Origin of the sequence: Geodermatophilus pulveris (assembly GCF_900188375.1) — a bacterium.
GTDB lineage: Bacteria > Actinomycetota > Actinomycetes > Mycobacteriales > Geodermatophilaceae > Geodermatophilus > Geodermatophilus pulveris.
Map to the genome: position 1 here is coordinate 184,618 of NZ_FZOO01000006.1, position 24,762 is coordinate 209,379.

Genomic DNA, 24,762 nt, shown 5'->3' on the forward strand with positions numbered 1-24,762 from the left:
GGCCCGCACCCCCGGACCACTCCCGTGCACGCTGCCGGCATCGTCGCAGCGGCCGGGAGTGGCTCGCGTCTGGGGGCGGACCGGCCGAAGGCGCTGGTCCCGCTCGCCGGCCGCCCGCTGGTTCGCTGGTCGGTGGAGGCGCTCCTGGCCGGCGGGGTGGCCGAGGTGGTGGTGGCCGTGCCCGCCGACGAGCTCGCCGCCTTCGCCGCCGTCCTGCCCGCCGACGTCCGGCTGGTCGTCGGCGGCACCAGCCGGACGGCGTCGGTGCGCGCCGCCCTCGCCGCCGTCGGCGACCACGCCGACGCGGTCCTGGTGCACGACGCGGCCCGCCCGCTGACCCCGCCCGGTGTGGTGGCCCGCGTGCTCGCCGCGCTGGCCGCCGGCGCCCCGGCCGTGGTGCCGGTGCTGCCCGTGGTCGACACCACCGTCAGCGTGGCCGGCGACGGCGTGGTCACCGGCACGCTGCCGCGGGAGACGCTGCGCCGCGTGCAGACCCCGCAGGGCTTCGCGCGGGCCGTCCTCGCCGACGCCTACGGCCGGCTGCCCCCCGGCGCGGAGCTGACCGACGACGCCGCCGTCGTGCGCGCCGACGGGGTGGCGGTGGCGACGGTGGCCGGCGACGAGCGCTCGGCGAAGGTGACGGTGGCGCACGACCTGGCACTGGCCGAGTTGACCGTGAGGACGACGGGCGAGCGAGCATCGGGTGCTCCGGTGACCGACGTGCTGCCGAGGGTGGGCATCGGCGTCGACGTGCACCCGGTCGAGGCCGGCCGCCCCTGCTGGCTGGCCGGGCTGGAGTGGCCGGGCGTGGACGGCTGCGCGGGGCACTCCGACGGCGACGTCGCGGCCCACGCGCTCACCGACGCCGTCCTGTCCGCCGCCGGGCTCGGCGACATCGGCGGCCTGCTGGGCACCGGCGACCCCCGCTGGGCCGGGGCGCGCGGGGCGGCCGTCCTCGCCCACGTGCGCGAGGTCCTGGAGACGGCCGGGTGGCGGGTCGGCAACGCCGCCGTGCAGCTGGTCGGCAGCACGCCGCGGGTCGGTCCCCGCCGCGCGGAGGCCGAGCGGGTGCTCGGGGAGGCGCTGGGCGCGCCGGTGAGCGTCACGGCGACCACGACCGACGGCCTGGGCCTCACCGGTCGCGGCGAGGGCCGGGCGGCGATGGCGACGGCGCTGGTGGTCCGGACGGCGGCCGTAGACTCCCCGCGGTGAGCCTCCGCCTGTACGACACGGCCGCCCGCGCGGTCCGCGAGTTCACGCCCCTGCGTGCCGGGCAGGCCTCCGTCTACGTCTGCGGGCTCACCGTGCAGGGGCCGCCGCACGTCGGGCACGTCCGCGCCGCGCTGTCCTTCGACGTGCTGCGCCGCTGGCTGGCCGCCTCCGGCCTCGAGGTCACCTACGTCCGCAACGTCACCGACATCGACGACAAGATCCTCGCCCGGGCCGCCGAGCGGGGCGTGCCGTGGTGGGCCTGGGCGTACACCAACGAGCTGGCCTGCACCCGCGCCTACGACGCTCTCGGGGTGCTGCCGCCCACGTACGAGCCGCGCGCCACCGGGCACGTCCCGGACATGGTCGAGCTGATCGCGCGGCTGGTGGAGCGTGGCCACGCCTACGCCGTCGACGGCGACGTCTACTTCGACGTCCGCTCCTTCCCCGACTACGGCGCCCTGACCCGCCAGCGGGTGGAGGACCTGGAGCCGGCCGCCGACACCGAGACCGACGAGCGCAAGCACGACCCCCGCGACTTCGCGCTGTGGAAGGCGCACAAGCCCGGCGAGCCGGAGACCGCGTCGTGGGCCACCCCGTGGGGCCGCGGCCGCCCGGGCTGGCACCTGGAGTGCTCGGCGATGGCCGAGCGGTACCTCGGGCCGGAGTTCGACCTCCACGGTGGCGGGCTGGACCTGCGCTTCCCGCACCACGAGAACGAGCAGGCCCAGTCGCGCGCCGCCGGCGACGGGTTCGCCCGGTACTGGGTGCACAACGGCTGGGTGACCCTCGGCGGGGAGAAGATGAGCAAGTCGCTGGGCAACACCGCGCTGGTCGACGAGGTGGTGCGGCGGGCCCGGCCGGTCGAGCTGCGCTACTACCTGGTCGCCCCGCACTACCGCTCGACGATCGAGTTCACCGACGCCGCGCTGGCCGAGGCCGGGGCCGCCTACCGCCGGATCGAGTCCTTCGTGCGGCGCGCCGCTGAGCGGGTGGGCGCGGACGCCGGCGGCCCGGTGCTGTGCGCCGACTTCACCGCCGCCCTGGACGACGACCTGGCCACCCCCGCCGCGGTCGCCGCCGTCCACGAGACGGTCCGGCAGGGCAACACCGCGCTGGCCGAGGGCGACGACAAGGCGGTCGCCGGCGCGCTGGGCTCGGTGCGCGCGATGCTCGGCGTCCTCGGCCTGGACCCGCTGGACCCCCACTGGGCCGGCGGGGGAGGCGACGACCGGCTGTCCGGGGTGGCCGACGGGCTGGTCGCGCTCGCCCTGGAGCAGCGGCAGTCCGCCCGCGCGCGCCGGGACTACGCCGCGGCCGACGCCATCCGGGGCTCCCTGGCAGCACTCGGTGTCCAGGTCGAGGACACCCCCTCCGGACCGCGATGGGAGCTGAGCCGCTGATGGCGGGCAACAGCCAGCGCCGGGGGCGCTCGGCCGGCGCGGGCAAGAAGACCGCGACCGCCGGCACCGGCGGCAAGAACCGGCGCTCGCTGGCCGGGCGGGGCGCCACCCCGCCGGCCGAGATGCGCCCGGGGCACCCCGCCCAGCGGCGCGCCGCCGCCGACGCCCGGCGGCGGACCGAGCGTGACCGCAGCCGCCAGCGCACCGAGGAGGCGCCCGAGCTGCTGCTGGGCCGCAACCCGGTGGTGGAGGCGCTGCGGGCGCAGATCCCGGCCACCGCGCTGTACGTGGTCACCGGGGACTCCCGGGCCCAGACCGACGAGCGGATCACCGAGGCGCTGCACCTGGCCAACGACCGTGGCCTGCCGCTGCTGGAGGTGGGCCGGGCCGAGTTCGACCGGATGTCCAACGGGGCGCTGCACCAGGGCATCGGCCTGCAGGTGCCGCCCTACCAGTACGCGCACCCCGACGACCTGCTCGACCTCGCCCGCGACTCCGGCCGCCCGCCGCTGGTGGTCGCCATGGACGGTGTCACCGACCCGCGCAACCTCGGCGCCGTCGTCCGCTCGGCCGCCGCGTTCGATGCGCACGGCGTCGTCGTCCCGCAGCGCCGGTCGGTCGGCATGACCGCGTCGGCCTGGCGCACCAGCGCCGGCGCCGCGGCGCGGCTGCCGGTGGCCCGCGCGGTCAACCTGGCCCGGGCGCTGGGCTCCTACCAGGACGCCGGGCTGATGACCGTCGGGCTGGCCGGCGACGGCGACGTCGACGTGCACGACTTCGACGGCTTCGCCGACCCGCTCGCCCTGGTGGTCGGCGCCGAGGGGACGGGGCTGTCCCGGCTGGTCCGCGAGCGCTGCGACGTCGTCGTCCGCATCCCCATCGCACGGGACACCGAGTCGCTCAACGTCAGCGTGGCCGCCGGCATCGCGCTCTACCACACTGCGACCCTCCGGGCCGCACCGCGGCCGGGTGGCGGCACGGCGTGAGCTGAGCCGTTCCGCCACCTCGTCGCGGACCCCTCCGGGCCCCACTCCTCGGCGGCCCTCGCAGGGCGCCTCGCGGGTGCGGTCGCTACCCCAGCAGCTGGGCGACGGTGTAGATCACCAGGCCGGCCAGGCCGCCGACCACGGTCCCGTTGATCCGGATGAACTGGAGATCCCGGCCGACCTGCAGCTCGATGCGGCGGCTGGTCTCCTCGGTGTCCCAGCGCGCAACGGTGCTGCCCACGAGGTCGGCGAGGTCGCCGGAGAACCGCTCCACCAGGTAGCCGGCGGCCCCGTGCGCGTGCCGCTGCACCAGCTCGCGCACCCGCGGGTCGGTCTGCAGCAGCCCGGCGCCCTCGCGGACCATGCCGGCCAGCCGGGCGCGCAGCGCCGACCCGGGGTCGGCGGCGGCGGCCAGCGCGGCGTCCTTGAGCGTCGTCCACAGCGACCCGGACCAGGTCCGGACGGCGGGGTGGTCGAGCAGTTCGGCCTTGAGCTCCTCGACGCGGGCCGCGGTGGCCGGGTCGGTGCGCAGCGCGTGCACGTAGCGGCGCAGCCGGGCGTCGTACACCCGGCGCAGCTCGTGGCGGGGGTCGTCGCCGACCTCCGCGAGGAAGACCTGCACCCCGGAGAAGACGCGGTCGAACACCCGGTCGTCGACCCAGTCGGGAACCCAGGCGGGGGAGGCGTCGCCCAGCTGGGCGCGGAAGACCACCCGGTTGTCCTCGAGGAAGCGGGCCAGCCCGCGCAGCGCGGCGGACAGCACCTCCTGGTGCCGGTCGCCGTCCACCACCAGCTCCAGCGTCCGCGCCACCACCGGGGCGGCCGGGGTGGCGTGCAGCCTGCGGTCCACCAGGTCGGCGACCGCGGGCCGCAGGTCGTCGTCCTTGAGCAGCCCGGCGACCGAGTGCAGCAGCGCCCCGGCGTCCCCGGCCAGCCGCTCGGCGCGGCCGGGTGCGGCGAGGAAGGCACCCAGCCGGCCGGGGACGTCGATGGTGGTCAGCTTCTCCTCGACCACGCTGCGGGTCAGGAAGTTCTGCTGCACGAAGGTGCCCAGGCTCGCGCCGATCTGGTCCTTCTTGCGCGGGATGATCGCCGTGTGCGGGATGGGCAGCCGCATCGGGTGCCGGAAGATCGCGGTGACGGCGAACCAGTCGGCCAGCGCCCCGACCATGGAGGCCTCCGCGGTGGCCCGCACGTAGCCGACCCACGCGCCGGCCTCCTCGCCGAGCAGCACGCAGCCGAGGAAGACGGCGGCGGCGAGCACGAACAGCCCGGTGGCCAGCCGCTTCATCCGGGCCAGGTCGCGGGCCCGCTCCGGGTCGTCCAGGGAGGCGGCCAGCGGGGCGGGCGGCGAGCTGGACGACACCCCGCCCACCTTATGAGAGCGGCCCTTGAGAGAGCGGCCTGGTCGCGAGGCTCGTCGCGGGCCCGGACGGGGGCCGCTCAGCCCTCGGTGGCACCGAGGGTGACGTCGATCTGCTCGGTGGACTGCCCGCGCCGCACGGTGAGGGTGACCTCCTCACCGGGCGAGGCGCTGCGGACGGCGGCGGTCAGCTCGGTGGAGGTGGTCACCAACCGGTCGCCGACCGCGGTGACCACGTCGCCGGCCTGCAGGCCCGCGTCCGACGCCGGCGTGCCGGGCTGCACCTGCACCACCTGCGCGCCGGTGCCGATCCCGGGGTTGGTGCCGTCCGGGGCGGTCTGGGCGCTGACGCCGAGGTAGGTGATGTCGGCCGAGCCGTCGGCCACGATCTCCTGGGCGATCCGCTCCGCGGTGTTGCCCGGGATGGCGAACCCGACGCCGATGCTGCCGCTCTGCGCCTGCTGGCCGGGCGCGCCCGAGGCCACCGTGGCGATCGCGGTGTTGATGCCGATCACCTCGCCGGCGCCGTTGACCAGCGCGCCGCCGGAGTTGCCGGGGTTGATGGCGGCGTCGGTCTGCAGCGCGTCGATGACGGTGGCGTCGCCCTCGGTGGAGCCGGTGGCCACCGCCCGCCCCCGGGCGCTGATGATGCCGTCGGTGACGGTGTCGGACAGGCCGAGCGGGGCGCCGATGGCGACGGCCAGGTCGCCGACCTGCACCGCGTCGGAGTCGCCGAACGTGGCCGGGGCGAGGCCGGAGGCGTCCTCCAGCCGCAGCACCGCCAGGTCGTACACCGGCTGGGTGCCGACGACGGTGGCGTCGTAGAGGGTGCCGTCGGGGGTGCGCACCGAGACGACCGGCTGGCCGGCGCCGTCGATGCTGACCACGTGGTCGTTGGTCAGCACGTAGCCGTCCTCGCTGAGGACGACGCCCGAGCCGCTGCCCGAGCCCGAGCCGTTGGTGACGTAGACGGTGACCGCGCTGGGCGCCGCCTTGGCCGCGGCCGCGGTGACGGCGGTGGCCGTCTCCGGGTTGGTGATGGTGACGTTCTGCGCGGCGGCCGTGCCGGCGTCGCTGCCGGGGCCGTCGGCACCGTCGGCGAGCAGCACGACCCCGGCGCCGGCGCCGCCGCCGACCAGGGCGCCGGCGAGCAGGCCGGCCACGCCCATCCGCAGCCGGCCGGCGCGGTGGGACGGCTGCTGCGGGCCCGGCTGCTGCGGGACCGGCGGGCCGAACGGCGGCGGCCCGGGGTAGGGCTGTCCGGGTGCGGTGGGACCCTGCGCCGCCGGCCCGTCGGCCGACCGCTGCGGCCAGCCCGGCTGCGCCCAGGTGCCCGGCGCCGGGGTGGGGTTGCCGTAGGGGTCCACGTGTCCTCGTCCTCCTCGTGGGCGGCCCTGCGCCACCCTCGGGCCACCACTGTCGTCCCTGCGACTGGTCCGCCGCTGACGGTCCCCTGTGAGGTCGCTGGACGCCTCAGCCGGGGACGCCGGGCACCAGCCTGCCGCGCGCCACCAGCTCCAGCACCGTCCACACGGTGGTGACCTGCGCGGCCAGCAGGCCGACCAGCACCAGCAGCTGGGTGGCACCGGCCTCCAGCGGCGTCCCGCCGCCGAGCAGCACCCCGACGAAGGCGCCGGGCAGCGTGACCAGCCCGACGGTGCGGGTCTGGTCCAGCGGCGGCACCAGCGCGGTGGCCGCCGCCGGGCCGAGCACCTCGCGGACGGCGTCGCGCCGCAGCAGCCCGACGGCGAGCGCGGCTTCCACCTCCCCGCGCCGGGCGGCCAGCTCCTCCCGCAGCCGCCGGCCGGCCAGCGACGTCGCGGTCATCGCCCCGCCGACGAGGATCCCGGCGACCGGGACCACCGCCTCCCCGCGCAGCGGCACGGTGCCGCTGGCCAGCACGAGGGCCACCACCGGGACCGCGCCGGCGAGCACCGGGACGGCGGCGGTGCCCACCCGGCCGGCGGCACCGGCGCTGCGCAGCGCCGGCCCGGTCGCCCGCCCGGCCGCGGTGACGGCGGCGACGCCGACCATGAGCAGCACGAACAGCGCCGAGAGGGGCAGCGAGCGGACGACGACGAGCAGCACGGCCGAGACCGCGGCCAGCTGGACGGTCGCGCGCACGGCGGCCACCACGACCGGGCGGTCCTGGCCCAGGCCGGACAGCCGGCCGGCCACGGCGGCGACCGCGGTGAGCGCGACCAGGGCTGCCGCCAGCCGGGGCCCGAGGTCGACGGCGGAGGAACCCACGGGTGTCGATCATGCACCGCGCCGTCCCCGAGGTGCCTCCCGCGCGCGAGGCGCCTCACCCGACGGCGATGATCTCCTCGCGGGGCTCGGTGGAGGACCGCCGGTGCACCGGGGGCACGAAGACCATCGGCGAGGTGCAGTGCCGCAGCAGCCAGCGGTGCAGCCCGTCCAGCGGCCGGTGCAGCAGCCCGCCGTGCCCCGCGGTCATCACCAGCAGCGGCGTCGGGCAGGCCGCGGCCAGCACCCGCCCGCCGGTCGGGGAGGGCACCGGTGCGTGCGTCACCCGCAGGTCGGGCCAGCGCTCGTCCCACTGCGGGGAGTCGGCGGCCCACGCGCCGCCGTCGTCCGGCCGGGTGTGCAGCACCAGCAGCGGTGTCCGGGTGCGCAGCGCGGCCTCCGCCGCGAACGCCACCACCGGCTCGTCGTCCTCCCGCTCGCCGAGGCCGAGCACCGCCACGTCCGGGCGGGAGCCGGTGCCACCGGGCCGGGACCGCGGGACGACGACCACCGGGCGGGGGGAGCGGGCAGCGACCCGCTGGGCGACCGAGGCGAGCACCAGCTCGTCGGCCACGCCGGTGGTGGCGATGCCGAGGACGACGAGCTGCGCGTCCTCGGCGGCGCGCAGCAGCGCGGCCGCCGGGTCACCGGGCACCACCTCGGTGGAGACGGGGACCGACGGCGCGGTGTGCACGGCGACCGTGTACGCCTGCGCGGTGGCGCCGCGGGCGCGCGGCAGCCAGGCCGCGGGGGAGCCGGCGACGCCGCGGTGCCCGAGGTGGGGCGTGGCGTGCACGATCCGCAGCGGGGCGCCGCGGCGGGCGGCGTCCTCGGCGGCCCACCGGACCGCGCGCAGCCCGCACTCGCTGCCGTCGGCGCCGACCACGACGGGCGGTGGCGGCGGGCCGTCCCCCGGCGCGCGCGGCGCAGGCGTCGTCCCGGCTGGGGTCGGGGTCGTCGTGGACACGGGCACCTCCGGATGACGGTCGTCCCCCCGTGGCTGCCGTCGAGGGTCCTCGCCCGCGCCGCCGCTGGGAAGCCGTCCGGCCACGGAGGGTGCAACTGCGTGCGGGCTGGGTAGGGGCGGGACCCGGACCCCCGCTCGCCGGTGGCGCCCGGTCCCTCGTGTCCGCCCCCGCTCCTGGAGGGTGCCCCGTGTCCACCCGCGGTCTGCTCCACCGCCTCCTGCTCGGTCTCGGCGCCGTCGCCGTCGGCGTGCTCGTCGTCGCCGGTGGCCTGGCCCTGCGCCCGCCCGGCCTGGTCGCGGTGGGGATGGCCGCGGTGGTGGCCGCCTCGCTGGTCGCCGGCGTCTCCCGCGACTCCCTGCCCGGGCCGGCTGAGGTCGTCGACGTCGCCTGGAAGGCCGGGGCGGCGACCGTCGTGGCGCTCCTGGCCCTGTGCGGGGCCGCCGTCCTCGGCGGGTCGGTGCTCACCCTCCTGCTGGCCGGGGCCGCCGCGCTGGCCGGCACCGTCACGTGGCTGGTCCGCGCGCACCGCGCGCCGGCGCCGTCCGCGCCCGCCGCGGCCCGCCGGCCGTCGTCCCCGCGGCCGGTGTCCGCGCTGGCGACCGACGAGCTGGGCCGGGAGTGGACGCGGACGTCGGCGGCGCTGGCCGGCCGGCTGGACGCCGCCACCCGCGCAGCGATCGTCGCCCGCCGCGAGGAGACCCTCGACGAGCTCGAGCGGCGCGACCCGGAGGGCTTCGCGCGGTGGATCGCCGGCCTGCCCGTGGCCGACAGCGACCCCGGCGGCGAGCTGCGGCACGGCGACCCCGCCCCCTGAGTCCCCGAGGCGGGGCGGGCACACCCGACGCGCGCGTCGCCTCCTCCACCGCGCACCAGGAGCCGCCGTGTCGATCCCCCGCGCCGCAGCGCCCCCGCCCGTCGCCGTCACCGGTGCCACGGGCGGCCTCGGGGGCCGGGTCGCCCGCATCCTCGCCGGCACGGGCGTCGCCCAGCGGCTGCTCGTCCGTGACCCGTCGCGCGCCCCACGAGTGCCCGGCGCCACCACCGCCGTCGCCACCTTCGGCGACCGCGCCGCGGTGCGGCAGGCCCTGACCGGCGTCCCCACCGTCCTGATGGTCTCGGCCTCCGAGACGCCCGACCGCCTCGACCAGCACCGCGCCTTCGTCGACGCCGCCGTCGACGCCGGCGTGCGGCACCTGGTCTACGTCTCCTTCCTCGGCGCCGCCCCCGACGCCACGTTCACCCTCGCGCGCGACCACTGGGCGACCGAGCAGCACGTGCGGGCCAGCGGGCTGTCCGCCACGTTCCTGCGGGACAACCTCTACGCCGACTTCCTGCCGGCGCTGGTGGGGGAGGACGGCGTGATCCGCGGGCCGGCCGGCGACGGGCGCGTCTCCGCCGTCGCCCGGGACGACGTCGCCGAGGTGGCGGCCGTCGTCCTCCGTGACCCGGGCGCCCACGTCGGGCGGACCCACGACCTCACCGGACCCGCGGCCCTGACCCTCGCCGAGGTGGCGGACACGCTGACCGCAGCCACCGGCCGGGCGGTGACCTACCACGCGGAGACGGTGCAGGAGGCGTACGCCTCCCGCGCCGCCACCGGCGCGCCCGACTGGCAGGTGGACGCCTGGGTGTCGACCTACACCGCGATCGCCGCCGGCGAGATGGCCGCGGTGAGCACCGCGGTGGCCGACGTCACCGGCCGCCCGCCGCGGAGCCCGGCGGACCTGCTCCGGGACCGCCCCTGAGCGCTCCCCGGCCCCGCGGGCCCCAGGTTCGACGCCGGCGTCGTGGCCGACCCGGCAGGGCACCGCGGCAGGGTGCTGTACGACACCACCACGTCGGGCGGCCGGGTCGGCGCCTCCGGGTCCCTAGACTCGTCCCCGTGGTCCGCCGGCGTGGCGCAACTGGTAGCGCACCCGACTTGTAATCGGGCGGTTGGGGGTTCGAGTCCCCCCGTCGGCTCAAAGGTCCAGCTCAGCAAGCTGCTCGTAGCTTGGAGGGAGTCAGCAAACCCACCGTGCCCCACTTTACCCCCACCTTTTACCGGCCACTGAAACGCACTGTGCGGCGGGAGATGCTCGCCCACCTCTTCCACACCAGGGGGCCGGCGGACGTCTCGTGCGCCTCAGGTCACTCGCTGGGGACACGGCCTGCCTCGATGAAGGCGTCGAGTGATGAGCGCTGCAGGCGCACGTACTTGCCGAGCTTGACGTAGGAGATGCGCCGCTGGGCAACGAGTCGGCGGATGAATCGCTCGCCGGTCCCGAGGTACTCCCCGGCTTGACCGATGGTCAACAGTTCATCCTGTGGGGCGTGGGCCGTAGCGGCGCGCAAAGGATTCGGTCGGCTCATGTGGGTGAGCGTGATGTCTGCCCCTCCGGTTTTCCGCCAGTGACCGCAGCGACGTCTCGGTGAGCCACAAGGTCCGCTCGCAAGTCCCCCGGTCTTCCTCCTGTAGTCCTCCGGTTCCGCGAGTCATCTCATGCCCCGACGGGGCAGCCGAGGCGGAGATCAGCTCGCCGCTCGCCGGATACCCAGGCAGGCACCTCGTTTGGCGTCGAGCGACGAGAAGCGTGCGCCTGACTCGTCCCGCCCGGCGCCACAGCTCGCAGGCGGCATGACGGCTCACCTGACTGTGAGACGTCGTGACGGCAGACCGCCCGCCGACGTGCCGGGTCGCCACGAGGCCGCATACCGTCGTCTGGGCCACGGCGTCGCTGCTGAGCACGTGCGGGCGACTCATCCGAGTCTTGACCCTCGACGCGACCCGGAACCCTGCCCCAAGTCGCGTCCCGACGGCGGGAGGGGCAGGTCGGCGGTAGCGGTCGCGCGGCCCTTGAGGCTCGTTGCGGACGTGGGGTCGACGCGAGCCGGCTGTTGATCGAGCGCGTCTCCGGGCCGGGCGGGTCCGAGGCGCTCAGACTGAGCGGAGGCCGAACTGGGGAGGACGACACGCGAACCGTCGGCCAGATGAGGTGGTACCACGGTCGTCCTCCTCGGAGACGGGCCGCAGGGCCGCGATCCTTGTCGTCCGTGCGCGCGGCTGCGTAGGTTCCCCCTAACGGGGGAGGCGGGATGCGTCGGTACTCGGCCGGGCTGCTGGCGACCGTGGTACTGCTCAGCGCGTGCACCGGCAGCGGTACCACTGGAGCGGCTGACGGTGAACCGGACACCTATGAGCTCGGCGGCGGCGCGCGGCTCATCGCGCCGGCCGGGGCACTCCCGGACGCCGTGGACATCGCCGGTGGGCAGGTCACCGGAGGGCTTCTGGAGCTTTCGGGGTTCCCGTCCGCCGGCGCCGTCGAGGTGACCGCCAGCGACCAGCCCACCGAGCCGGTCACCGTCGAGATCCCCGTCGCGCTGGCGGCCTACGAGTCGTTGCCCGCAGACGCCGACGACGACGTCCTCGTCGCGCACCGGCACGGCGGGGAGGACTGGGAGCCACTGACCGGGCAACTCGACCGGGACCGCGGCGTCGTCACCGTCTCCACCGACCGGCTCTCCATCTTCGACGTCCGCCTGCCGTCGTTCGCCGACCTGCGCGCACAGACCGAGGACATCCTCAACGGGATCCTCGGCAACATCGACTTCTCGCCCGATCCGCCGCGCTGCGCCCGGGAGCGTGAAGCGCGTGACGCCGGCTACTCGGTCACCTCCACCCGGACGTCGGTGCTGCAGTGGTGCCTGGGCCTGCGGACGGACGGCAGCCCCGAACTGAAGATCATCGCCAGCCGCCGCTACCCGCTCGTCGCGGTCCTGGGCGGCGGGTTCAGCGTCCGGCAGACCACGGCCGGGGAGCTGGGCGTGCGCCTGGCGCAGGCAGCGACAGACGCGCTGACCACCGGGCAGATCACCATGAGCCCCGGCGGCACCACGACCCTCGACGTCCGGCTGCAGCCGGGGCAGACCAGCCGACTCGTCGCCGACTTCGACGGGTTCGCTCAGTCGCTGGTCTCCCTGCAGGTGGCGGCCGAGGCGATGGTGACGATCGCGTCCATCGCCCGTCCCGGGGTGGGCCGCGCCGAGCTGATGGACAACACGCTCAACGCGGCCGCCTGCGCGCCAAAGCTCATCGACCTGGCCTTCGACGTGAGCGACGAGGGCCGGGTGGGCTCCACGGTCGCCGCTTGTTTCGACCCCGACGCCATCACCAACACCCTCGGCAACATCGCCGGGCACATCGTGCTGAAGTTCGCCAACCTCATCGGGTCGGCCGTCGCGTACGTGTGGAACAGCACCGCTGCCCTGGTCGACGACCTCCGCGGGCAGAGCAGCTACACGATCACCGTACAGCGGGCGGCTCCTGAGCCGCCGGGACCGGCCTCAGGAGCAGGCTGCGACGTCGACGCCCTGACGACCGCGGTGTGCCGGGTCGTGCGCGCCCTGGTCGACGATGACCACAGCGGGCTGACAGAGGGTGAACGCAGCGCCATCGCGGACGTGACGACGGTGCCGGCCACCGCGTGGCAGGTCGACGGCTGCGAGGCCGTCGGGGACATCAGCGCCGAGTGCCTCGTCCTCTTCGACGCCGACGCCGGCGCAGCACACGGGACAGGGCTGACCTTCGCCGTGCAGCCGGTCAACGGCGAGTACGACCCAACCACTGGGCAATACACGGCGCCGCCGGGTGAGGAAATCCGCTACGAGGTGACCGGTTTCCTCGGGTACGGCCCCTGACCCTGCTGCTGGTCGACGGCCGGCGCCAGCAGGGACACGACCGTCGACGTCCCGCCGCACCCGGACCCGGCCCGCCGCGGTCCCGAGCGGCGCAGCGCTCCACGGCGAGCGCCCGGAGCTGGTCACAACGACTCGGCCGAGGCGTCGTGAGGTGATGCGACGGCCGCGGGTGTGCGGGTCTCCGCCGTGCCGGTGCCGGGGCCGGCGGGAACGAGCCGGTGGGCGCCCAGGCAACGTGGCGCGTGGGTGCTCGGGTGCGAATGATGTGGCTTCCCCCGCGGTGAGGTGCCGCACGCTCGGGTCACTGGCCGCAGCTGTAGGCGTCCTCCGGGGCGGCGCCGTCCTGGCACCAGGATCCGGGCCCGTTCACGCTATCGCTGAGCGGGGTCTCCAGTAGCACGTGCGGGGCCTGCAGCTCCAGCATGAACTGGTAGCCGACGTCGTGGAAGGGCGGCTGCTCGGCGCTGCGGTCGACGCCCTGGGTGTCGGTGACGGTGACCGCCGTGATCGTGGCGGTGAGGGTGGAGTCGTCGACTGTGTAGCTAAACTGCTCGACGTCGTTGCACCACTCATCCCCGCAGGTGGACCCGTAGGTCATCACGCCGCCGGCGCCGTGAATTGTCAGCTGCGCCCCGTGCGCGTACCAGTCGCCGAGGAACTCCGCCGGCGGCCCGCCGGCGGTGCCCCCGCCACCGGAGTCCACGCCGGCCGGGTCCTCGGCCGCGGTGCCGCTGTCGTCCGTGCCGATGAGCGCGTCGATCTCCGCCCGGTCGTAGCCCTCGAAGAACACCGCACAGCTGGGTGTGTCCCGGGCCTCCCGGTAGAAGCCGACGGAGCCCGGGGACCGGGCCACGACCTGCGCGGCGTCGAGGCCGGCGCTGTTGGTGAGGGTGTCCTGGTCGACGAAGATGGTGATCACCGGCAGCACGGCGATGGCCATGCCCACGAGCTGCCCGAGCGCTTTGGTGCGGTAGTCGGGGGCGGACGGGTCGAGGTCGGACAGGCTCGCGCTGATGCCCCGTAGCGCCTGCTCGACCTGCTGCATGGCGGTGTCCGCACGAGCTGCGACGGCCTCGCCGCCGTCGAAGGTCGGTTCCTCCGCCGCTGCCAGCGTGACCTGCGCCGCAGCGGCACGGTCAGCGAACTCTGTGCTCGCTGCGGCCGCCTCGGTGACCATCTGCTGCACCTGCGCCGAGTCCGCGGCGCCACCCCCGGTGCTCTGGGCCATCCGGTCGGAGAAGGCCTGCATCTCGGTGAACAGGCCGCCGATCTCGTCGCAGACGGCCGACACGAACGTAGGCGCCGGTGGCGCCGACGTCTCGGTGGTCGGCTCCTGGTCCTGCGTCGCTGACTCGGCGGCTGCCGAGGACTGCGGCGCCTGTGCGGCGGTGTCGTCCTCGCAGCCGGTGACGACCAGCAGCGCGCCGAGTGCCGCGGCCGCGCCCAGACGGCGGATGGAGAAAATGCCAGCTGTCATGGTGAATCGCCCCCGCCCCCGCGGCCGGCCCGCCGCCAGCCTGGCCGAGGGAGCGTCACAGGACCGCCACTGGGGGTCAAGGGCTGCTGCCGTCGCTGGCGAGGATGCAAGCCGCGGCCGGCGCGCGACCGGCGGCCGACCCCATCTGGTCAGTGTCGGCTGGAGCACATGGCGGAGGTGGTCGGCGGGCAGCAGCTTGCCAGGGGCGTTCTCCTCCGTCGTCGGCGTCGCATGGAGATGGAGGCGATCCCTGCGCACCGCCTAACTCCCTGCACCGGATGCCTCGCCCGCCCGCCGAGCGCCGGCCGCGCCGCTCGCAAGGGCGGCCGGATCGCTCCGGGGCAGGGCCTGCCGCGGAGCGCATGTCGGCGTGGCGTACGCGGACGCGGTCAGACGCAGGGCGCCTCGCCGACGGCGGCCGCCAGACCGAACTGCATGTAGTCCACGGTGGCCTGGTCGAAGCTGAGGAACTGCGCCGCATGCCCCCCGGAGCTGGCGGTGTACCGAGTGGTGAAGGCGTCGCTGGGGTCGGCGTCGACGACGGCACCGGGGTAGGCCGCCTCCACCTCGGCTACATCGCCGCCCAGCGTCACCCCGGTGTCGGTGGCCGGCGCGTCACCGCCGCCGTAGGCCGCGACGGCGACCTGACCGTCCTGCAGGCCGAACGTCAGGCCGGGGAATTGGGGCAGGGTGGCCTGAGCGCAGCCCAGGCCGTTGTCCTCGCTGACGTCGAAGCGCGCCCCGAGCGCCTCCTCGGCTGCGGGAACCGGCGTGCCCCACGGGACCGGGCCGATGCCGTCCAGCCCGACGGTGACGTCGGTGACCGGGCCTCGGCCGGCGAGGTCGAGGTGCACGTCGCCGGGCCGGTCGACGCCGTTCTGCGAGAACGCGTCGGGCAGCTGCGTCCAGATGTCGCGCACCGCGCCGGCCGCGCCGGCCACCGCCAGCGCCTTCCCCAGCAGCCGCAGCGTCTTCGACGTCCTCTCCAGCGCCGCCTCTGCCTCGCGCGCGTAGGCGTCCTCACCGAAGAGGTTGAGCGCCCCGGCGAACGCCCGGTCGGGGTCCTCTAGTGCCGACAGCGCGGCTTGCGCGAAGCACACGGCAAAGTCGGCCATCCCGCCGGCGTCGTCGATCGAGGCGGGGATCTTGTCGGCGCACTGGACGCTGAGGTAGGTGACCGCAAGCAGCCCCTGCCGCGGCTCGAGACCGAGCAGCCCGGTCAGCCCCGCGCCGAGGGACAGTGCTGCGCTCTTCCCGTCGGTGTAGGAGGTGAACGTCAGCGTCCGGTCCAGGCCCGGTTGGCCGGCGCCGGCGGTGAACAGCGTTCCCGAGTCGACGAGCACCTGCCGGTCGGAATCGAAGCCGAACACCTGGCCGAGCGCGGCCCGCAGCGCCGCCGGCTGGGTCTCCAGCCAGGTGTACTCCACGCCGTCGGGCACGCTGATCCACACGTAAAAGCGGCGGTTGGGGGTCAGCTGCACCTCGGCCCGGTCCCGGCCGCTGTCCGAGTCGGTGTTGGTGATGAGGCAGCTGTGCAGCAGCGTCGTAGCCGGCCGCATCATCGCGAAGCCCGGCCCGTTGTCGGCACATGCCAGTGCATCGGTCCGGCTCAGCAGCGCGTCAGTGGTGGCGTCGGCCAGGCTACGCACCCAGTTCACCGGGTTGAGCCAGGCCGGCCACTGAGGGGAGAACTCGGTCGTCTCGACCACGATGTGCCCGTCGGCGGTGACCTCGGCCGGAAGCGTCTCCCACGTGCCGTCGTGCCGCTGGTGCTGAACGACGGGGATGTCGTCGGGTCCGCGGGCGGCTGCGACGTCGGTGAGGACGAGCCGCAGCGGCGTGGCCGGCTGCGTCCCGTCGAAGGTGACGTCGATACCCGACCCGGCCGGGGTGAGACCGTCGGTCGGCGGTGGGGCGTCGGCGGACGGGGTGACGGTCACGGTGCCGGGCGTGGCGAAGGTACCGGCCGGTGCGGTGAGCTGGCCGACGCCGTCGAGGGTCACCTCGAGCGCCTCCGTAGGAGACACGTCGACGGTGGCCGTGTCGGTGGCCGTGGTGCCGCCGACATCGGCGGGCTCGTCGGCGGTGCAACCCGACGTCAGTAGGAGCACGCCTGCGGCCAGTGCCCCCGTAAGGCGGCATCGGCGGCTGTTGGGGCGCCACCGGGCGCCGGTCGCTGCCGTCGGAGGAGCTGGCAACAGCATCCTGTTTCCCGCCCATCTGCCCGAGGCGGCCCCCGCGCCGGCCCGGCGAACAGCATCCGGACCGGAGTAGGTCCCGTCAACTCCTCCATGCCCGCCCCGGTGCCCGGGGGCCAGGCACCGTCAACGAGCCGGTGCACTGGCGTCCCCTTCTGGTGCCGCCGGCCGAGGGCACTGTGGGCAACCGCCCGGGCTCAGGCACCCAGTGACGGGGCCACCGGCAGCAGCCGACGCACGACCGCGGGGCGGCTGGGAGCGCGGGTTTCGCCAGGTCCGCATGCCTCAGGCCAGCAGCCGTCCCACCGCGGTGGCGATGGCCACCTGTCACGGGGCGAAAGGACGGCAATGCCGCGTTCAGCACCTGTGACCCGGTTCGGGATGAGGGTTGAGCGGACGGACGCACGCGGACGTTCCTGGGTGGCTGCTCCACCATGCAGGAGTCATGAGACGACGACGCCTCGAGATTCCGACTGCATTACCTGGAGCTCCGAGTGCGTTCTCCGGTGTTGCTCCTGTAGTTCTCCCGTCGAGAGCCCGATCGCGCCACGACGAGGCCCGTCGGACGAAGTCGAGGTTGCGGCTAGGGTTCGGCGGCACACGAGCGGGGTGTCCACCGAACGGGTGACGTGGAGGAGAGCTGCCATGGCGCGGCCACTGCTTCGAGGTGACCGCTTACGGGCTGCCCGTGAGGCCGTGGGGCTGACCAGAGAAGAACTGGCCACCAAGCTGGATCTCTCCGGCCCGGCGCGCATCCGGGTCTGGGAGACCGGGCTCGAACGCCCGCGGCCCCGCTTCGTACCGCAGCTGGCGGCTGCCCTGAAAGTCGATCCGTTGCATCTCCTGGACGTCGATGCAGGGGACCCGCCCTTGGCGGCTCTCCGCCTGGCGGCTGGATTTGCCACGAACCAGGTGACTGCTCCCGGTTTGTCGGTCATGACGTACGTGCGCCTGGAGGACGGTCGCCCCGGTGTAGATCACTCCGCCACGGTGATTGCCGCCGTCGCCGAAGTCCTCGGTGTGGACGTCGCTCGCGTGGAGGCGGCCGTCCGCCGTTCTCGCAGCGACCACGCGGCCGTGGCCTCCTTCGGCAGCTAAACAGGAGGATTACGGGAGGAAGAGCTTGTCTTCACGGGCGATCTTGGTGGTAATTTCCCCCACCACTTGCCCGGGAGGTGCCCATGGTTTGCACGACAGAGTCGAGCGCGACCTGGGCGGGCGTGCCCTCGAAGCTCGTAGCCCGCCTGCTTTCGGGGCGTGCTCCTGCCGGAGCGTGGCCCGCGGCCTCTCCGGCGAGTGCACTCGCGATGACGACGCAGAGATGGACGGCTGGCCTACTGCTGGCGCTTCTGCTTCTCGCCGGCTGCGCGGAGAGCAACGCGAGTCCGGACTCCTCGCCGAGCCCGACGACGACCTCGGCGTCGCAGACTCTGCCGGTTCCTGTAACGAGCAGCGCGCCGACTCCCGAGGAGGAGGCGGCAGAGGCTGCGACCGCAGCGGTCGACGAGATGTTGCGCGTGACCGACGCGGCCAAGAAGGATCCAGGCGCCAGGGACTGGGAACCGGAGATCCGGCGATTCGCGGGCGACCCCGCTGCCCTGCTCGCCGTCACTGCAGTTCGGGACTACGCGACGATCGGCCTCCGCCAGGAAGGCGACACCGCGGTCGACCTGGAGGTCGCCGGCGTCGACCTGGCGTCTCCCGAAGGGCCGACCGTGAGGATCACGGGCTGCTACGACAGCCAGAGCACGCGGGTCGTGAAGGTGGAGTCCGGCGAGGTCGTGCCGCCAGGGACCCCGCTTCGGTACGTCTGGGACATCACCGTGACCCGGTACGAGGCCGAACCTGGATCCCCGTGGCTGGTTAACCAGCTTGACCCGTTGACGGATCGACCGTGCTGAGGCTGTCCCGCGTGGCCTTGCTGACGGCTGCGATGCTCGCCGTTCCGGGCGGGCTGACCAGCGCCATGGCTGCCCCACCTGTCGACTGCGCGAAGCAGGACGCACAAACCGGCATCTGCCTGGTCGAGGCGACTTCTCCCGGGCAGGACGCGGGCGCGGACCCGGTGGCCAGCGGCGCCAAGCCTGGTGGGAGCCAGGCGACGGGCGGTGAGGCCTCGCCCCAGGACCCGTGCACGTACACGAAAGCGCAGCCGCAGCCGGCGTCTACAAGTGCGCTTTGGGCGGGACAGTCTCCGGCCGACGGAGCGATGTACGCGAAGGTCTGTCCACGGGTGGACGGGTCCGGCCTCACCACGCTGCTCGTGTACATACCGACCGGCTCCGCTCCGCCGGCCGGACCACCCGTGGACCCGCGTGTCCTGGCCGAGCAGGCGATCGCCTCGCTCGTCATGCGTGCCCCAGAGATCCGAATGGCGCCGCCACCCGGGTCTACCGGGGGTCTGGTGGGTCTGCCGGTGTGGATGTGGACCGAGCGCGGGGAGGAGTTCCTCGGGCCGACCCGGCAGTCGGTGTCGGCCGGTGGTGTCACGGTCGCCGCCGTGGGCGAGGTGAGCCGCATCGTCTGGGACATGGGGGACGGCACCACGGTTGTCTGCGGCGCCGGAACGCCGTACTCGCCGGGCGCCGAGGGCTCCTCACCGGACTGCGGCCACGTCTATGCACAGGCGTCGAGCCGACATGTGCCAGGCGGTGGCCCGTGGCCGATCACCGCGACGAGCACATGGACGGTCACCTGGTCCGGCGGAGGGCTGTCGGGAACCGAGACGCTGGAGCTGTCCTCGTCGGCGGAACTGTTCGTCGGCGAGTTGCACGTCCTGAACCAGGACGAGGGCAGTCGATGACGCGCACCCAGCCACCGAAAGCCAGCGCACTGCCCCCTGCGGCGGCGGGCAACGGGCTCCCCCGGGCGCCGGTGCTGCCACCTCCGCGCCGCCGACGCCGTCCGGCGCTGCTGGCGCTGGCGGTGACCATGGTGGTCCTCGGAGCGCTGGGGGCGACCTACCTGGCGACCTCGCTGGGCCACACGTCTCCGGTGATCGCGCTGGCACGGGAGGTGCCCTGGGGCCAGGTCATCACCGCTGCCGACTTGGTGGAGGCGAGGATCTCGCCTGATCCGGCGTTGCAGCCGATTCCGTACGGTGATCGCGACCAGGTGATCGGCATGGTGGCGGCGACCACCCTGGCGCCAGGTTCGCTGCTCACCCGCGACGCGCTGACCGATCAGCGGCTCCCGGCCCCGGGTCAGCAACTGGTCGGAGTCGGGGTGTCGGCGGTGCAGCTGCCGGCGACCGCGCTGCGGCCCGGCGATGACGTCCTCCTGGTGCCCGTGGCCGCAGGCAGCGCTCCAGCAGGGAACGAGGCAGGAGCTCCAGGCGTGGTGGACGCGACCGTGGTGCAGACCGGTACGCCGGGAACCGACGGGCTGCGAGTGGTCGACGTGCTCGTCGCCGCGGCCGACGGGCCCGACGTCGCCGCCCGCGCCGCTGCAGGCCTGATCGCCATCGTCGTGGTCGCCGGCGAGTAGGCGGCTGCCGTGTTGGTCGCGCTGTGCTCGGCCAAGGGCGCGCCCGGAGTGACCACCAGCGGCCTGGCGCTGGCGCTGTCCTGGCCGCGGCCGGCGGTACTGGCCGAGCTGGACCCGGCCGGCGGCGACGTGCTGGCCGGATACGGCCGAGGTGAGTTGTCCGCCGGCGGGCTGGCCGACCTGGAGCTGGCGGCGCGGCGTGGCGGACTGGCCCGACACCTGGACAGCCAGCTGCTGCGGCTCGACTCCGAGGGGCGAGCGCGCCTCCTACCCGGCTTGGCCGACCCCGCCGGCGCCCGGCACGTGGACTGGGACCGCCTGGCAGCCGTGCTGGCGACGGTGGAGGACGGCGCGGTTGACGTCATCGCCGACTGCGGTCGGTTGCGCGCCGAGCACTTTCCGGCAGCCGTCGTCCGGCGGGCTGCCGCCGTGGTCTTGGCCACCGGCTCGACGCTGCGTGCCGTACGTGCGGCGACACAGGCGATCGCCGAGCTTCGCGGAGGAGAGGGCCGTGCCGGCCTGGTGGCCACGCTGGTGATCGGTCCGGGTGAGCCGTACGGCGAGCGGGAGATCGGCGAGGCGCTCGGCGTTCAGGTCATCGGTTCGCTGCCGCGCGATGCCAAGGCGGCGTCGGTGCTCAGTGACGGCGCGCCGGCCGGCCGGCTGTTCGCCCAGTCAGCGCTGCTGCGGGCTGCGCGGACGGTCGCGACCCGCTTGGACGAGTTCGCCGCGGCGCACGAAACCCGGTTGGCGCCACCGCCGGCGCCCGTTCCTTCGGCCGCGACCGCGATCGGGGACAGCCGTGTCCGCTGACCTCGCTGCTGGCCTCCTGGGCGTCGGGGCCGTGCCTCGTCGACGTGATGTGCCACCGGTCTCGGTGGACTGGGCGCTGGTGCGCCGACTTCATGAGGCGACGGCGACGGCGCTGGCCGCGGAGCTCAAGCGCCGTCCGACGCTCAGCGCGGTGGCGCAGCAAGAGCTTGCCCGCACGCTCGTCCAGGACGGCGTCGACGAACTGGTGCGCGAGCGGATGCGCGCCGGGCAGGCGGTGCCTACCCCGGAGGACGAACAGGCGATCGCCGAGGCGGTGTTCGCGGCCCAGTTCGGGCTCGGCCGGCTGCAGCCCTACGTGGACGACCAGCGGGTGGAGAACATCGAGGCGCACGGGCACGACAACGTGTGGGTCGGCTACGCCGACGGCCGCGACGTCCGGGTCGACCCGATCGCCGACTCGGACGAGGACTTGGTGCGGCAGCTCCAGCACATCGCCGCCCGGCTGGGCCGCGCCGAGCGCACGCTGACCACGGCCAGCCCGCTGCTGACCATGCGCCTGCCGGACGGGTCGCGGTTGGCCGCCGTGATCGAGACCGTGCCGCGTCCGCAGCTGGTGATCCGCCGGCACCGGATCCGCAACGTCGACCTCGACGACCTGATCGGCCTCCGCGCGATCGACCGGCCGCTGGCGGAGTTCCTCCGGGCGGCGGTTCGGGCGCGGAAGAACATCGTAGTCACCGGCGCGCAGGGTGCGGGCAAGACGCTGATGCTGCGCGCGCTGGCCAACGAGCTGCCGGTGAGCGAGAACCTGGCCACGATCGAGAAGCACTTCGAGCTGTTGCTGCACGAGCTGTCCGACCGGCACCCCCGGGTGGTGCCGTTTGAGGCACGGGAGGGCACCGGCGAGCGCGGCCCGGACGGCCGCCGTCTCGGCGAGGTGACGCTGACCGAGCTGGTGGAGCAGGCGCTGGTGATGAACGTGTCCCGGGTATGGCTGGGCGAGGTCCGCGGCGAGGAGGCCTGGCCGCTGATCGAGGTGATGGAGGCCGGCGAGGGCGGCTCGTGCTGCACCTTGCACGCCCGCTCCGCGCACCACGCCTTCGAGCGGCTGGCCAACCTGTGCATGCGCGGTCGCGCGGCGGTCACCCCGGACCACGCCTACAGGTCGTGCGCGTCGGCGATCGACCTGATCGTGCACATCACCACCGTGGACGAGCGGTGGATCGGCGGTGAGCGGCAGCGGTTCGTCAGCCAGGTCGTCGAGTGCAACGGCATCGGCGAGGGCGGGCGCCCGGCGGTCACCGAGGTCTTCGCTCCGGGAGCCGACGGTCGAGCGGTACCCGAGCACGACCCCGTGGACCTGGCCGACTACGTCCGGGTCGGCTTCGATCCGGCTTGGCTGCGCGTCGGCCAACGAGCCTGGTCCGGCACGGTCGAGGGACGACGTTGAGCGGCGCGGGCCTGCTGGCCGGCGTGTGCGGGGCGCTCTTGGTCGCCGGCTTGCTGCTGGCCGCGCACGCGCTCACCGCCCCAGACACACCAGCTCGGCCGCGGCGCCGCAGACCACGTCCGGCGTCGTCGGTCGACCGTCCGGCGCGGTGGCAGCGGGCACTGTGGGGAGCCGCCGCCGTGGCGGCGGCCACGGTGTGGCTGGCCTCCGGCTGGCCGGTCGGCGGGGTGCTGGTCGGGCTGGCGGTGATAGGGGTGCCGTGGCTGCTGGCGCAGTTCTCCGCCGGCAACGCCGCGGTCGAGCGGCTGGAGGCGCTACAGGAGTGGGTGCGCCGCACCTCTGACGTCCTGGCCGCGGGCGGCGGGCTGGAGCAGACACTGATCCGCTCGGCCCGCACGGCGCCCGGGCCGATCCAGGCGGAGGTGGTCACGCTGGGCGCGCGGCTGCAGGCGCGGTGGCCGACGTCGCGGGCGCTACTGGCCTTCGCCGACGATCTCGACGACGCCGCCGGTGACCTGGTCGTCGGCGCCCTGCTTCTCGGTGCGGAACTGCGCGGGCCGGGGCTGGCACGGGTGCTGACCGAACTGGCGGGAAGCCTCACCGAAGAGGTGACCATGCGCCGCAAGGTCGAGGCCGACCGCGCCAAACCCCGCGCGAACGCCCGCTGGCTGCTGCTGATCACGGTCGCCGCGGCCGGGCTGGCGGCGCTGAACGGCGACTACCTCGCGCCCTACGGCACCGGGCTGGGCCAGCTGGTGCTGGCGGTCATCTGCGCGCTGATCGTGGGCTGCCTGCTGTGGATGCGCCGGCTCACCGTGGCCGCGCCGTCAGCACGGTTCCTGGTCGATCGCGACGGCGGACGGCGGACCGAGCTCGACCCGGACGAGGTGCCGGCCCGGTGAGCGGCACCCAGGCGTTGTTGATCGGCTCCGGCGCGGTCGTCGGGCTCGGCGTGTTTCTGCTGCTGCGCGCCGCCCTGGTGGCCGAACAGCCGCAGCTGGCCGACGCGTTGGCCCGGCTGAACGGCGCGTCTTCCGCGGTACGGGTCGCGTCGGTCTCCGAGGCGAGTGACCGGTGGGCGCGCGCAGCCGGCCGCGCCGGAATTTGGGTCGGTGCCCGACTGCCGGTCGCGGGACGGCGGGCGCCCAGCCAGGCGCTGGCGTTGATCGGGTGGACGCCGGAGGGCTACGCCGTCCGCAAGGTCGGCCTCGCCGCGTTCGGCGCGGTCTTCGTGCCGCTGCTGACAGCCGTACTGGGATTGATCGGCGTCCGCATGCCAGTAGCGGTCCCGGTGGTCGGATCGCTGGCGCTGGCCGTCGTCCTCTTCTTCGTCGTCGACCTCGTCGTACGTGATGAGGCCGCCGAGGCGCGCTCCCAGATGCGCCGGGCGCTGTGCTCCTACCTAGACCTGGTCAGCCTCCGCCGCGACGCCAGCGAGGGCCCGACCATCGCCCTGGAGCGGGCTGCCGCGCTCGGCGACGGGTGGGTGTTCGCCCGGATCACCGACGCGCTGGTCGCCGCCCGGTTGGCCGGCGAACCGCCGTGGGACGGGCTGCGCCGGTTGGCCGCCGACACCGGCGTCGGCGAGCTGGCCGACGTCGCGGACATCGCCGCGGTCGCCGCCGTCGAAGGCGCCTCGATCGCCCCGACGCTGCGGGCCCGCGCCCAGTCGCTGCGGGTTCAGCTGCTGGCCGAGGAGGAGGCCGCGGCCAACACCGCCAGCGAGAAGCTCACCGCTCCGGTCGCCCTGCTGTCGATCGCCTTCCTGCTGCTGTTCCTCTATCCCGCCCTGGTCCGACTGATGGCCAGCTGACCCCAGCGTCCCCGAGTCGAAGGGAACCCCGATGATGCCGCTGATCAGTACCCTCACCGCCCTCGCCGCTGCCCTGCGCGACCGGCTCCACGATCTGCGCGACGAGCCGGAACGCGGCTCGCTGTCGGTGGAGCAGGTGATCATCACGGTGGCGCTGATCGGTATCGCCGTCGCACTGGTCGCAGTGATCGCCAACGCGGTCACCTCTCGCTCGAGCTCGATCCAGTAGCCACTCGTGGCCCGCTCTGCCAGCCCGCGCGGCCCCAGACCGCCGTCCCGGCTCGGCCACGTCCATGGCCGCCAGGCCAGCGACGTGGTGCGTCGACGGCTGTCCGGTGAGCGTGGCGCGGCGTCGGTGGAGCTGGCGGTCACGTTCCCGGTCGTGCTCCTGCTGGTCATGACTCTGATCCAGGCGGCCCTGTGGTTCCATGCCCGCTCGATCGCCCTCGGTGCAGCGCAGGAGGGTGCCCGCGAGGGCCGGGTGCAGCCTGCCTCGACCGCGCGCGCCGAGACGGCGGCCGAGGGCTTCCTCGATCAGACCGCCTCCGACCTGCTCACCGGCCGGGTCGTGACCGTGGCCGGCTCGCCGAGCAGCATCGAGGTGACCGTGAGCGGAACCTCGATCAGTCTCTTCCCCGGGCTGTCCGGCTGGTCGGTCACCCAGAGTGCCGTCGGCCCGGTGGAACGGCCCGCCCCGTGAACGGTCCGGTA

23 protein-coding genes and 1 tRNA gene are annotated in these 24,762 nt (G+C 74.7%); 17 read left to right on the top strand and 7 right to left on the bottom strand.

What is annotated here, in order from left to right:
- The first annotated feature begins 24 nt into the window (after nt 1-24).
- The 3 genes from ispD to rlmB are packed head-to-tail and all read left to right on the top strand — an operon-like array spanning nt 25 to nt 3,598.
- Nucleotides 25-1,212: a 2-C-methyl-D-erythritol 4-phosphate cytidylyltransferase gene (ispD, locus tag CHB98_RS22440; protein WP_089306201.1), complete on the top strand. Its 1,188-nt coding sequence runs from the start codon at nt 25-27 to the stop codon at nt 1,210-1,212.
- A complete protein-coding gene (gene cysS, locus CHB98_RS13930; RefSeq protein ID WP_089306202.1) occupies nt 1,209-2,612 on the top strand; it encodes a cysteine--tRNA ligase in 1,404 nt (467 codons plus the stop codon). The genes ispD and cysS overlap by 4 nt, the downstream gene beginning before the upstream one ends.
- Nucleotides 2,612-3,598, top strand: coding sequence for a 23S rRNA (guanosine(2251)-2'-O)-methyltransferase RlmB (gene rlmB, locus CHB98_RS13935; RefSeq protein WP_089306278.1), 987 nt, complete (start codon nt 2,612-2,614; stop codon nt 3,596-3,598). The genes cysS and rlmB overlap by 1 nt, the downstream gene beginning before the upstream one ends.
- Nucleotides 3,599-3,683: 85 nt before the next feature.
- Here the strand turns inward: rlmB and CHB98_RS13940 are convergent, their stop codons facing one another.
- The 4 genes from CHB98_RS13940 to CHB98_RS13955 form a co-directional block, all read right to left on the bottom strand.
- Nucleotides 3,684-4,964, bottom strand: coding sequence for a DUF445 domain-containing protein (locus CHB98_RS13940; protein WP_089306203.1), 1,281 nt, complete (start codon nt 4,962-4,964; stop codon nt 3,684-3,686).
- Between the two features lie 77 nt (nt 4,965-5,041).
- Nucleotides 5,042-6,328 carry a S1C family serine protease gene (locus CHB98_RS13945; protein WP_089306204.1) on the bottom strand — a complete coding sequence of 429 codons (1,287 nt, stop codon included), beginning with the start codon at nt 6,326-6,328 and terminating at the stop codon, nt 5,042-5,044.
- Nucleotides 6,329-6,434: 106 nt separating this feature from the next.
- Nucleotides 6,435-7,211: an ABC transporter permease gene (locus CHB98_RS13950; RefSeq protein ID WP_089306205.1), complete on the bottom strand. Its 777-nt coding sequence runs from the start codon at nt 7,209-7,211 to the stop codon at nt 6,435-6,437.
- A 55-nt stretch (nt 7,212-7,266) separates the two neighbouring features.
- On the bottom strand, nt 7,267-8,175 hold the full coding sequence (locus CHB98_RS13955) for a universal stress protein (RefSeq protein ID WP_089306279.1): 909 nt from the start codon (nt 8,173-8,175) through the stop codon (nt 7,267-7,269).
- Nucleotides 8,176-8,363: 188 nt separating this feature from the next.
- Between CHB98_RS13955 and CHB98_RS13960 the strand changes: the two genes are divergently transcribed.
- The 3 genes from CHB98_RS13960 to CHB98_RS13970 all read left to right on the top strand — a co-directional run bounded on the left by CHB98_RS13960 (nt 8,364) and on the right by CHB98_RS13970 (nt 10,138).
- The gene (locus CHB98_RS13960; RefSeq protein ID WP_089306206.1) at nt 8,364-8,990 is read left to right on the top strand and encodes a hypothetical protein; all 627 of its coding nucleotides are present in this window, start codon (nt 8,364-8,366) and stop codon (nt 8,988-8,990) included.
- Between the two features lie 67 nt (nt 8,991-9,057).
- Nucleotides 9,058-9,921 (top strand): SDR family oxidoreductase, encoded by an 864-nt coding sequence (locus CHB98_RS13965; RefSeq protein WP_245821153.1) that lies wholly within the window; start codon nt 9,058-9,060, stop codon nt 9,919-9,921.
- A gap of 144 nt (nt 9,922-10,065) precedes the next feature.
- Nucleotides 10,066-10,138: transfer RNA gene (locus tag CHB98_RS13970), tRNA-Thr, on the top strand.
- 168 nt (nt 10,139-10,306) lie between these two features.
- Here the strand turns inward: CHB98_RS13970 and CHB98_RS13975 are convergent.
- Nucleotides 10,307-10,528, bottom strand: coding sequence for an excisionase family DNA-binding protein (locus tag CHB98_RS13975; protein WP_089306207.1), 222 nt, complete (start codon nt 10,526-10,528; stop codon nt 10,307-10,309).
- 723 nt (nt 10,529-11,251) lie between these two features.
- Between CHB98_RS13975 and CHB98_RS13980 the strand changes: the two genes are divergently transcribed.
- Entirely contained in the window at nt 11,252-12,853 is a 1,602-nt protein-coding gene (locus CHB98_RS13980) for a hypothetical protein (protein ID WP_089306208.1), read from the top strand.
- A gap of 301 nt (nt 12,854-13,154) precedes the next feature.
- Here the strand turns inward: CHB98_RS13980 and CHB98_RS13985 are convergent, their stop codons facing one another.
- Together CHB98_RS13985 and CHB98_RS13990 are read right to left on the bottom strand one after the other, a co-directional pair.
- Nucleotides 13,155-14,330 (bottom strand): hypothetical protein, encoded by a 1,176-nt coding sequence (locus tag CHB98_RS13985; protein WP_089306209.1) that lies wholly within the window; start codon nt 14,328-14,330, stop codon nt 13,155-13,157.
- Nucleotides 14,331-14,719: 389 nt separating this feature from the next.
- Complete coding sequence (locus CHB98_RS13990; protein WP_143425087.1) at nt 14,720-16,357, bottom strand: hypothetical protein; 1,638 nt, start codon at nt 16,355-16,357, stop codon at nt 14,720-14,722.
- 816 nt (nt 16,358-17,173) lie between these two features.
- Here CHB98_RS13990 and CHB98_RS13995 point away from each other — a divergent pair.
- From CHB98_RS13995 to CHB98_RS14040, 10 genes are all read left to right on the top strand, one after another.
- Nucleotides 17,174-17,626, top strand: coding sequence for a helix-turn-helix domain-containing protein (locus tag CHB98_RS13995; protein ID WP_089306211.1), 453 nt, complete (start codon nt 17,174-17,176; stop codon nt 17,624-17,626).
- A gap of 209 nt (nt 17,627-17,835) precedes the next feature.
- Nucleotides 17,836-18,429 (top strand): hypothetical protein, encoded by a 594-nt coding sequence (locus tag CHB98_RS14000; protein ID WP_245821155.1) that lies wholly within the window; start codon nt 17,836-17,838, stop codon nt 18,427-18,429.
- A gap of 11 nt (nt 18,430-18,440) precedes the next feature.
- A complete protein-coding gene (locus CHB98_RS14005) occupies nt 18,441-19,331 on the top strand; it encodes an ATP/GTP-binding protein (RefSeq protein ID WP_089306281.1) in 891 nt (296 codons plus the stop codon).
- Nucleotides 19,328-20,014 (top strand): SAF domain-containing protein, encoded by a 687-nt coding sequence (locus CHB98_RS14010; RefSeq protein WP_089306213.1) that lies wholly within the window; start codon nt 19,328-19,330, stop codon nt 20,012-20,014. The genes CHB98_RS14005 and CHB98_RS14010 overlap by 4 nt, the downstream gene beginning before the upstream one ends.
- Before the next feature lie 9 nt (nt 20,015-20,023).
- The gene (locus CHB98_RS14015) at nt 20,024-20,827 is read left to right on the top strand and encodes a CpaE/TadZ family protein (RefSeq protein ID WP_089306214.1); all 804 of its coding nucleotides are present in this window, start codon (nt 20,024-20,026) and stop codon (nt 20,825-20,827) included.
- A gap of 64 nt (nt 20,828-20,891) precedes the next feature.
- Nucleotides 20,892-22,238, top strand: coding sequence for a TadA family conjugal transfer-associated ATPase (locus CHB98_RS14020; protein WP_245821156.1), 1,347 nt, complete (start codon nt 20,892-20,894; stop codon nt 22,236-22,238).
- Between the two features lie 179 nt (nt 22,239-22,417).
- Nucleotides 22,418-23,140, top strand: coding sequence for a type II secretion system F family protein (locus tag CHB98_RS14025; RefSeq protein WP_245821157.1), 723 nt, complete (start codon nt 22,418-22,420; stop codon nt 23,138-23,140).
- The gene (locus CHB98_RS14030) at nt 23,137-24,051 is read left to right on the top strand and encodes a type II secretion system F family protein (protein WP_089306217.1); all 915 of its coding nucleotides are present in this window, start codon (nt 23,137-23,139) and stop codon (nt 24,049-24,051) included. The genes CHB98_RS14025 and CHB98_RS14030 overlap by 4 nt, the downstream gene beginning before the upstream one ends.
- A 31-nt stretch (nt 24,052-24,082) precedes the next feature.
- Nucleotides 24,083-24,280 carry a hypothetical protein gene (locus CHB98_RS14035; protein WP_089306218.1) on the top strand — a complete coding sequence of 66 codons (198 nt, stop codon included), beginning with the start codon at nt 24,083-24,085 and terminating at the stop codon, nt 24,278-24,280.
- An 84-nt stretch (nt 24,281-24,364) separates the two neighbouring features.
- Entirely contained in the window at nt 24,365-24,751 is a 387-nt protein-coding gene (locus CHB98_RS14040; protein WP_245821158.1) for a TadE/TadG family type IV pilus assembly protein, read from the top strand.
- Nucleotides 24,752-24,762 lie beyond the last annotated feature (11 nt).

Coding starts and splice junctions, on each gene's coding strand:
- rlmB (WP_089306278.1), top strand. CDS start 2,612: ATGGCGGGCAACAGCCAGCGCCGGGGGCGCTCGGCCGGCGCGGGCAAG.
- CHB98_RS13975 (WP_089306207.1), bottom strand. CDS start 10,528: ATGAGCCGACCGAATCCTTTGCGCGCCGCTACGGCCCACGCCCCACAG.
- CHB98_RS13980 (WP_089306208.1), top strand. CDS start 11,252: ATGCGTCGGTACTCGGCCGGGCTGCTGGCGACCGTGGTACTGCTCAGC.
- CHB98_RS13985 (WP_089306209.1), bottom strand. CDS start 14,330: ATGACAGCTGGCATTTTCTCCATCCGCCGTCTGGGCGCGGCCGCGGCA.
- CHB98_RS13995 (WP_089306211.1), top strand. CDS start 17,174: ATGGCGCGGCCACTGCTTCGAGGTGACCGCTTACGGGCTGCCCGTGAG.
- CHB98_RS14000 (WP_245821155.1), top strand. CDS start 17,836: ATGACGACGCAGAGATGGACGGCTGGCCTACTGCTGGCGCTTCTGCTT.
- CHB98_RS14010 (WP_089306213.1), top strand. CDS start 19,328: ATGACGCGCACCCAGCCACCGAAAGCCAGCGCACTGCCCCCTGCGGCG.
- CHB98_RS14035 (WP_089306218.1), top strand. CDS start 24,083: ATGATGCCGCTGATCAGTACCCTCACCGCCCTCGCCGCTGCCCTGCGC.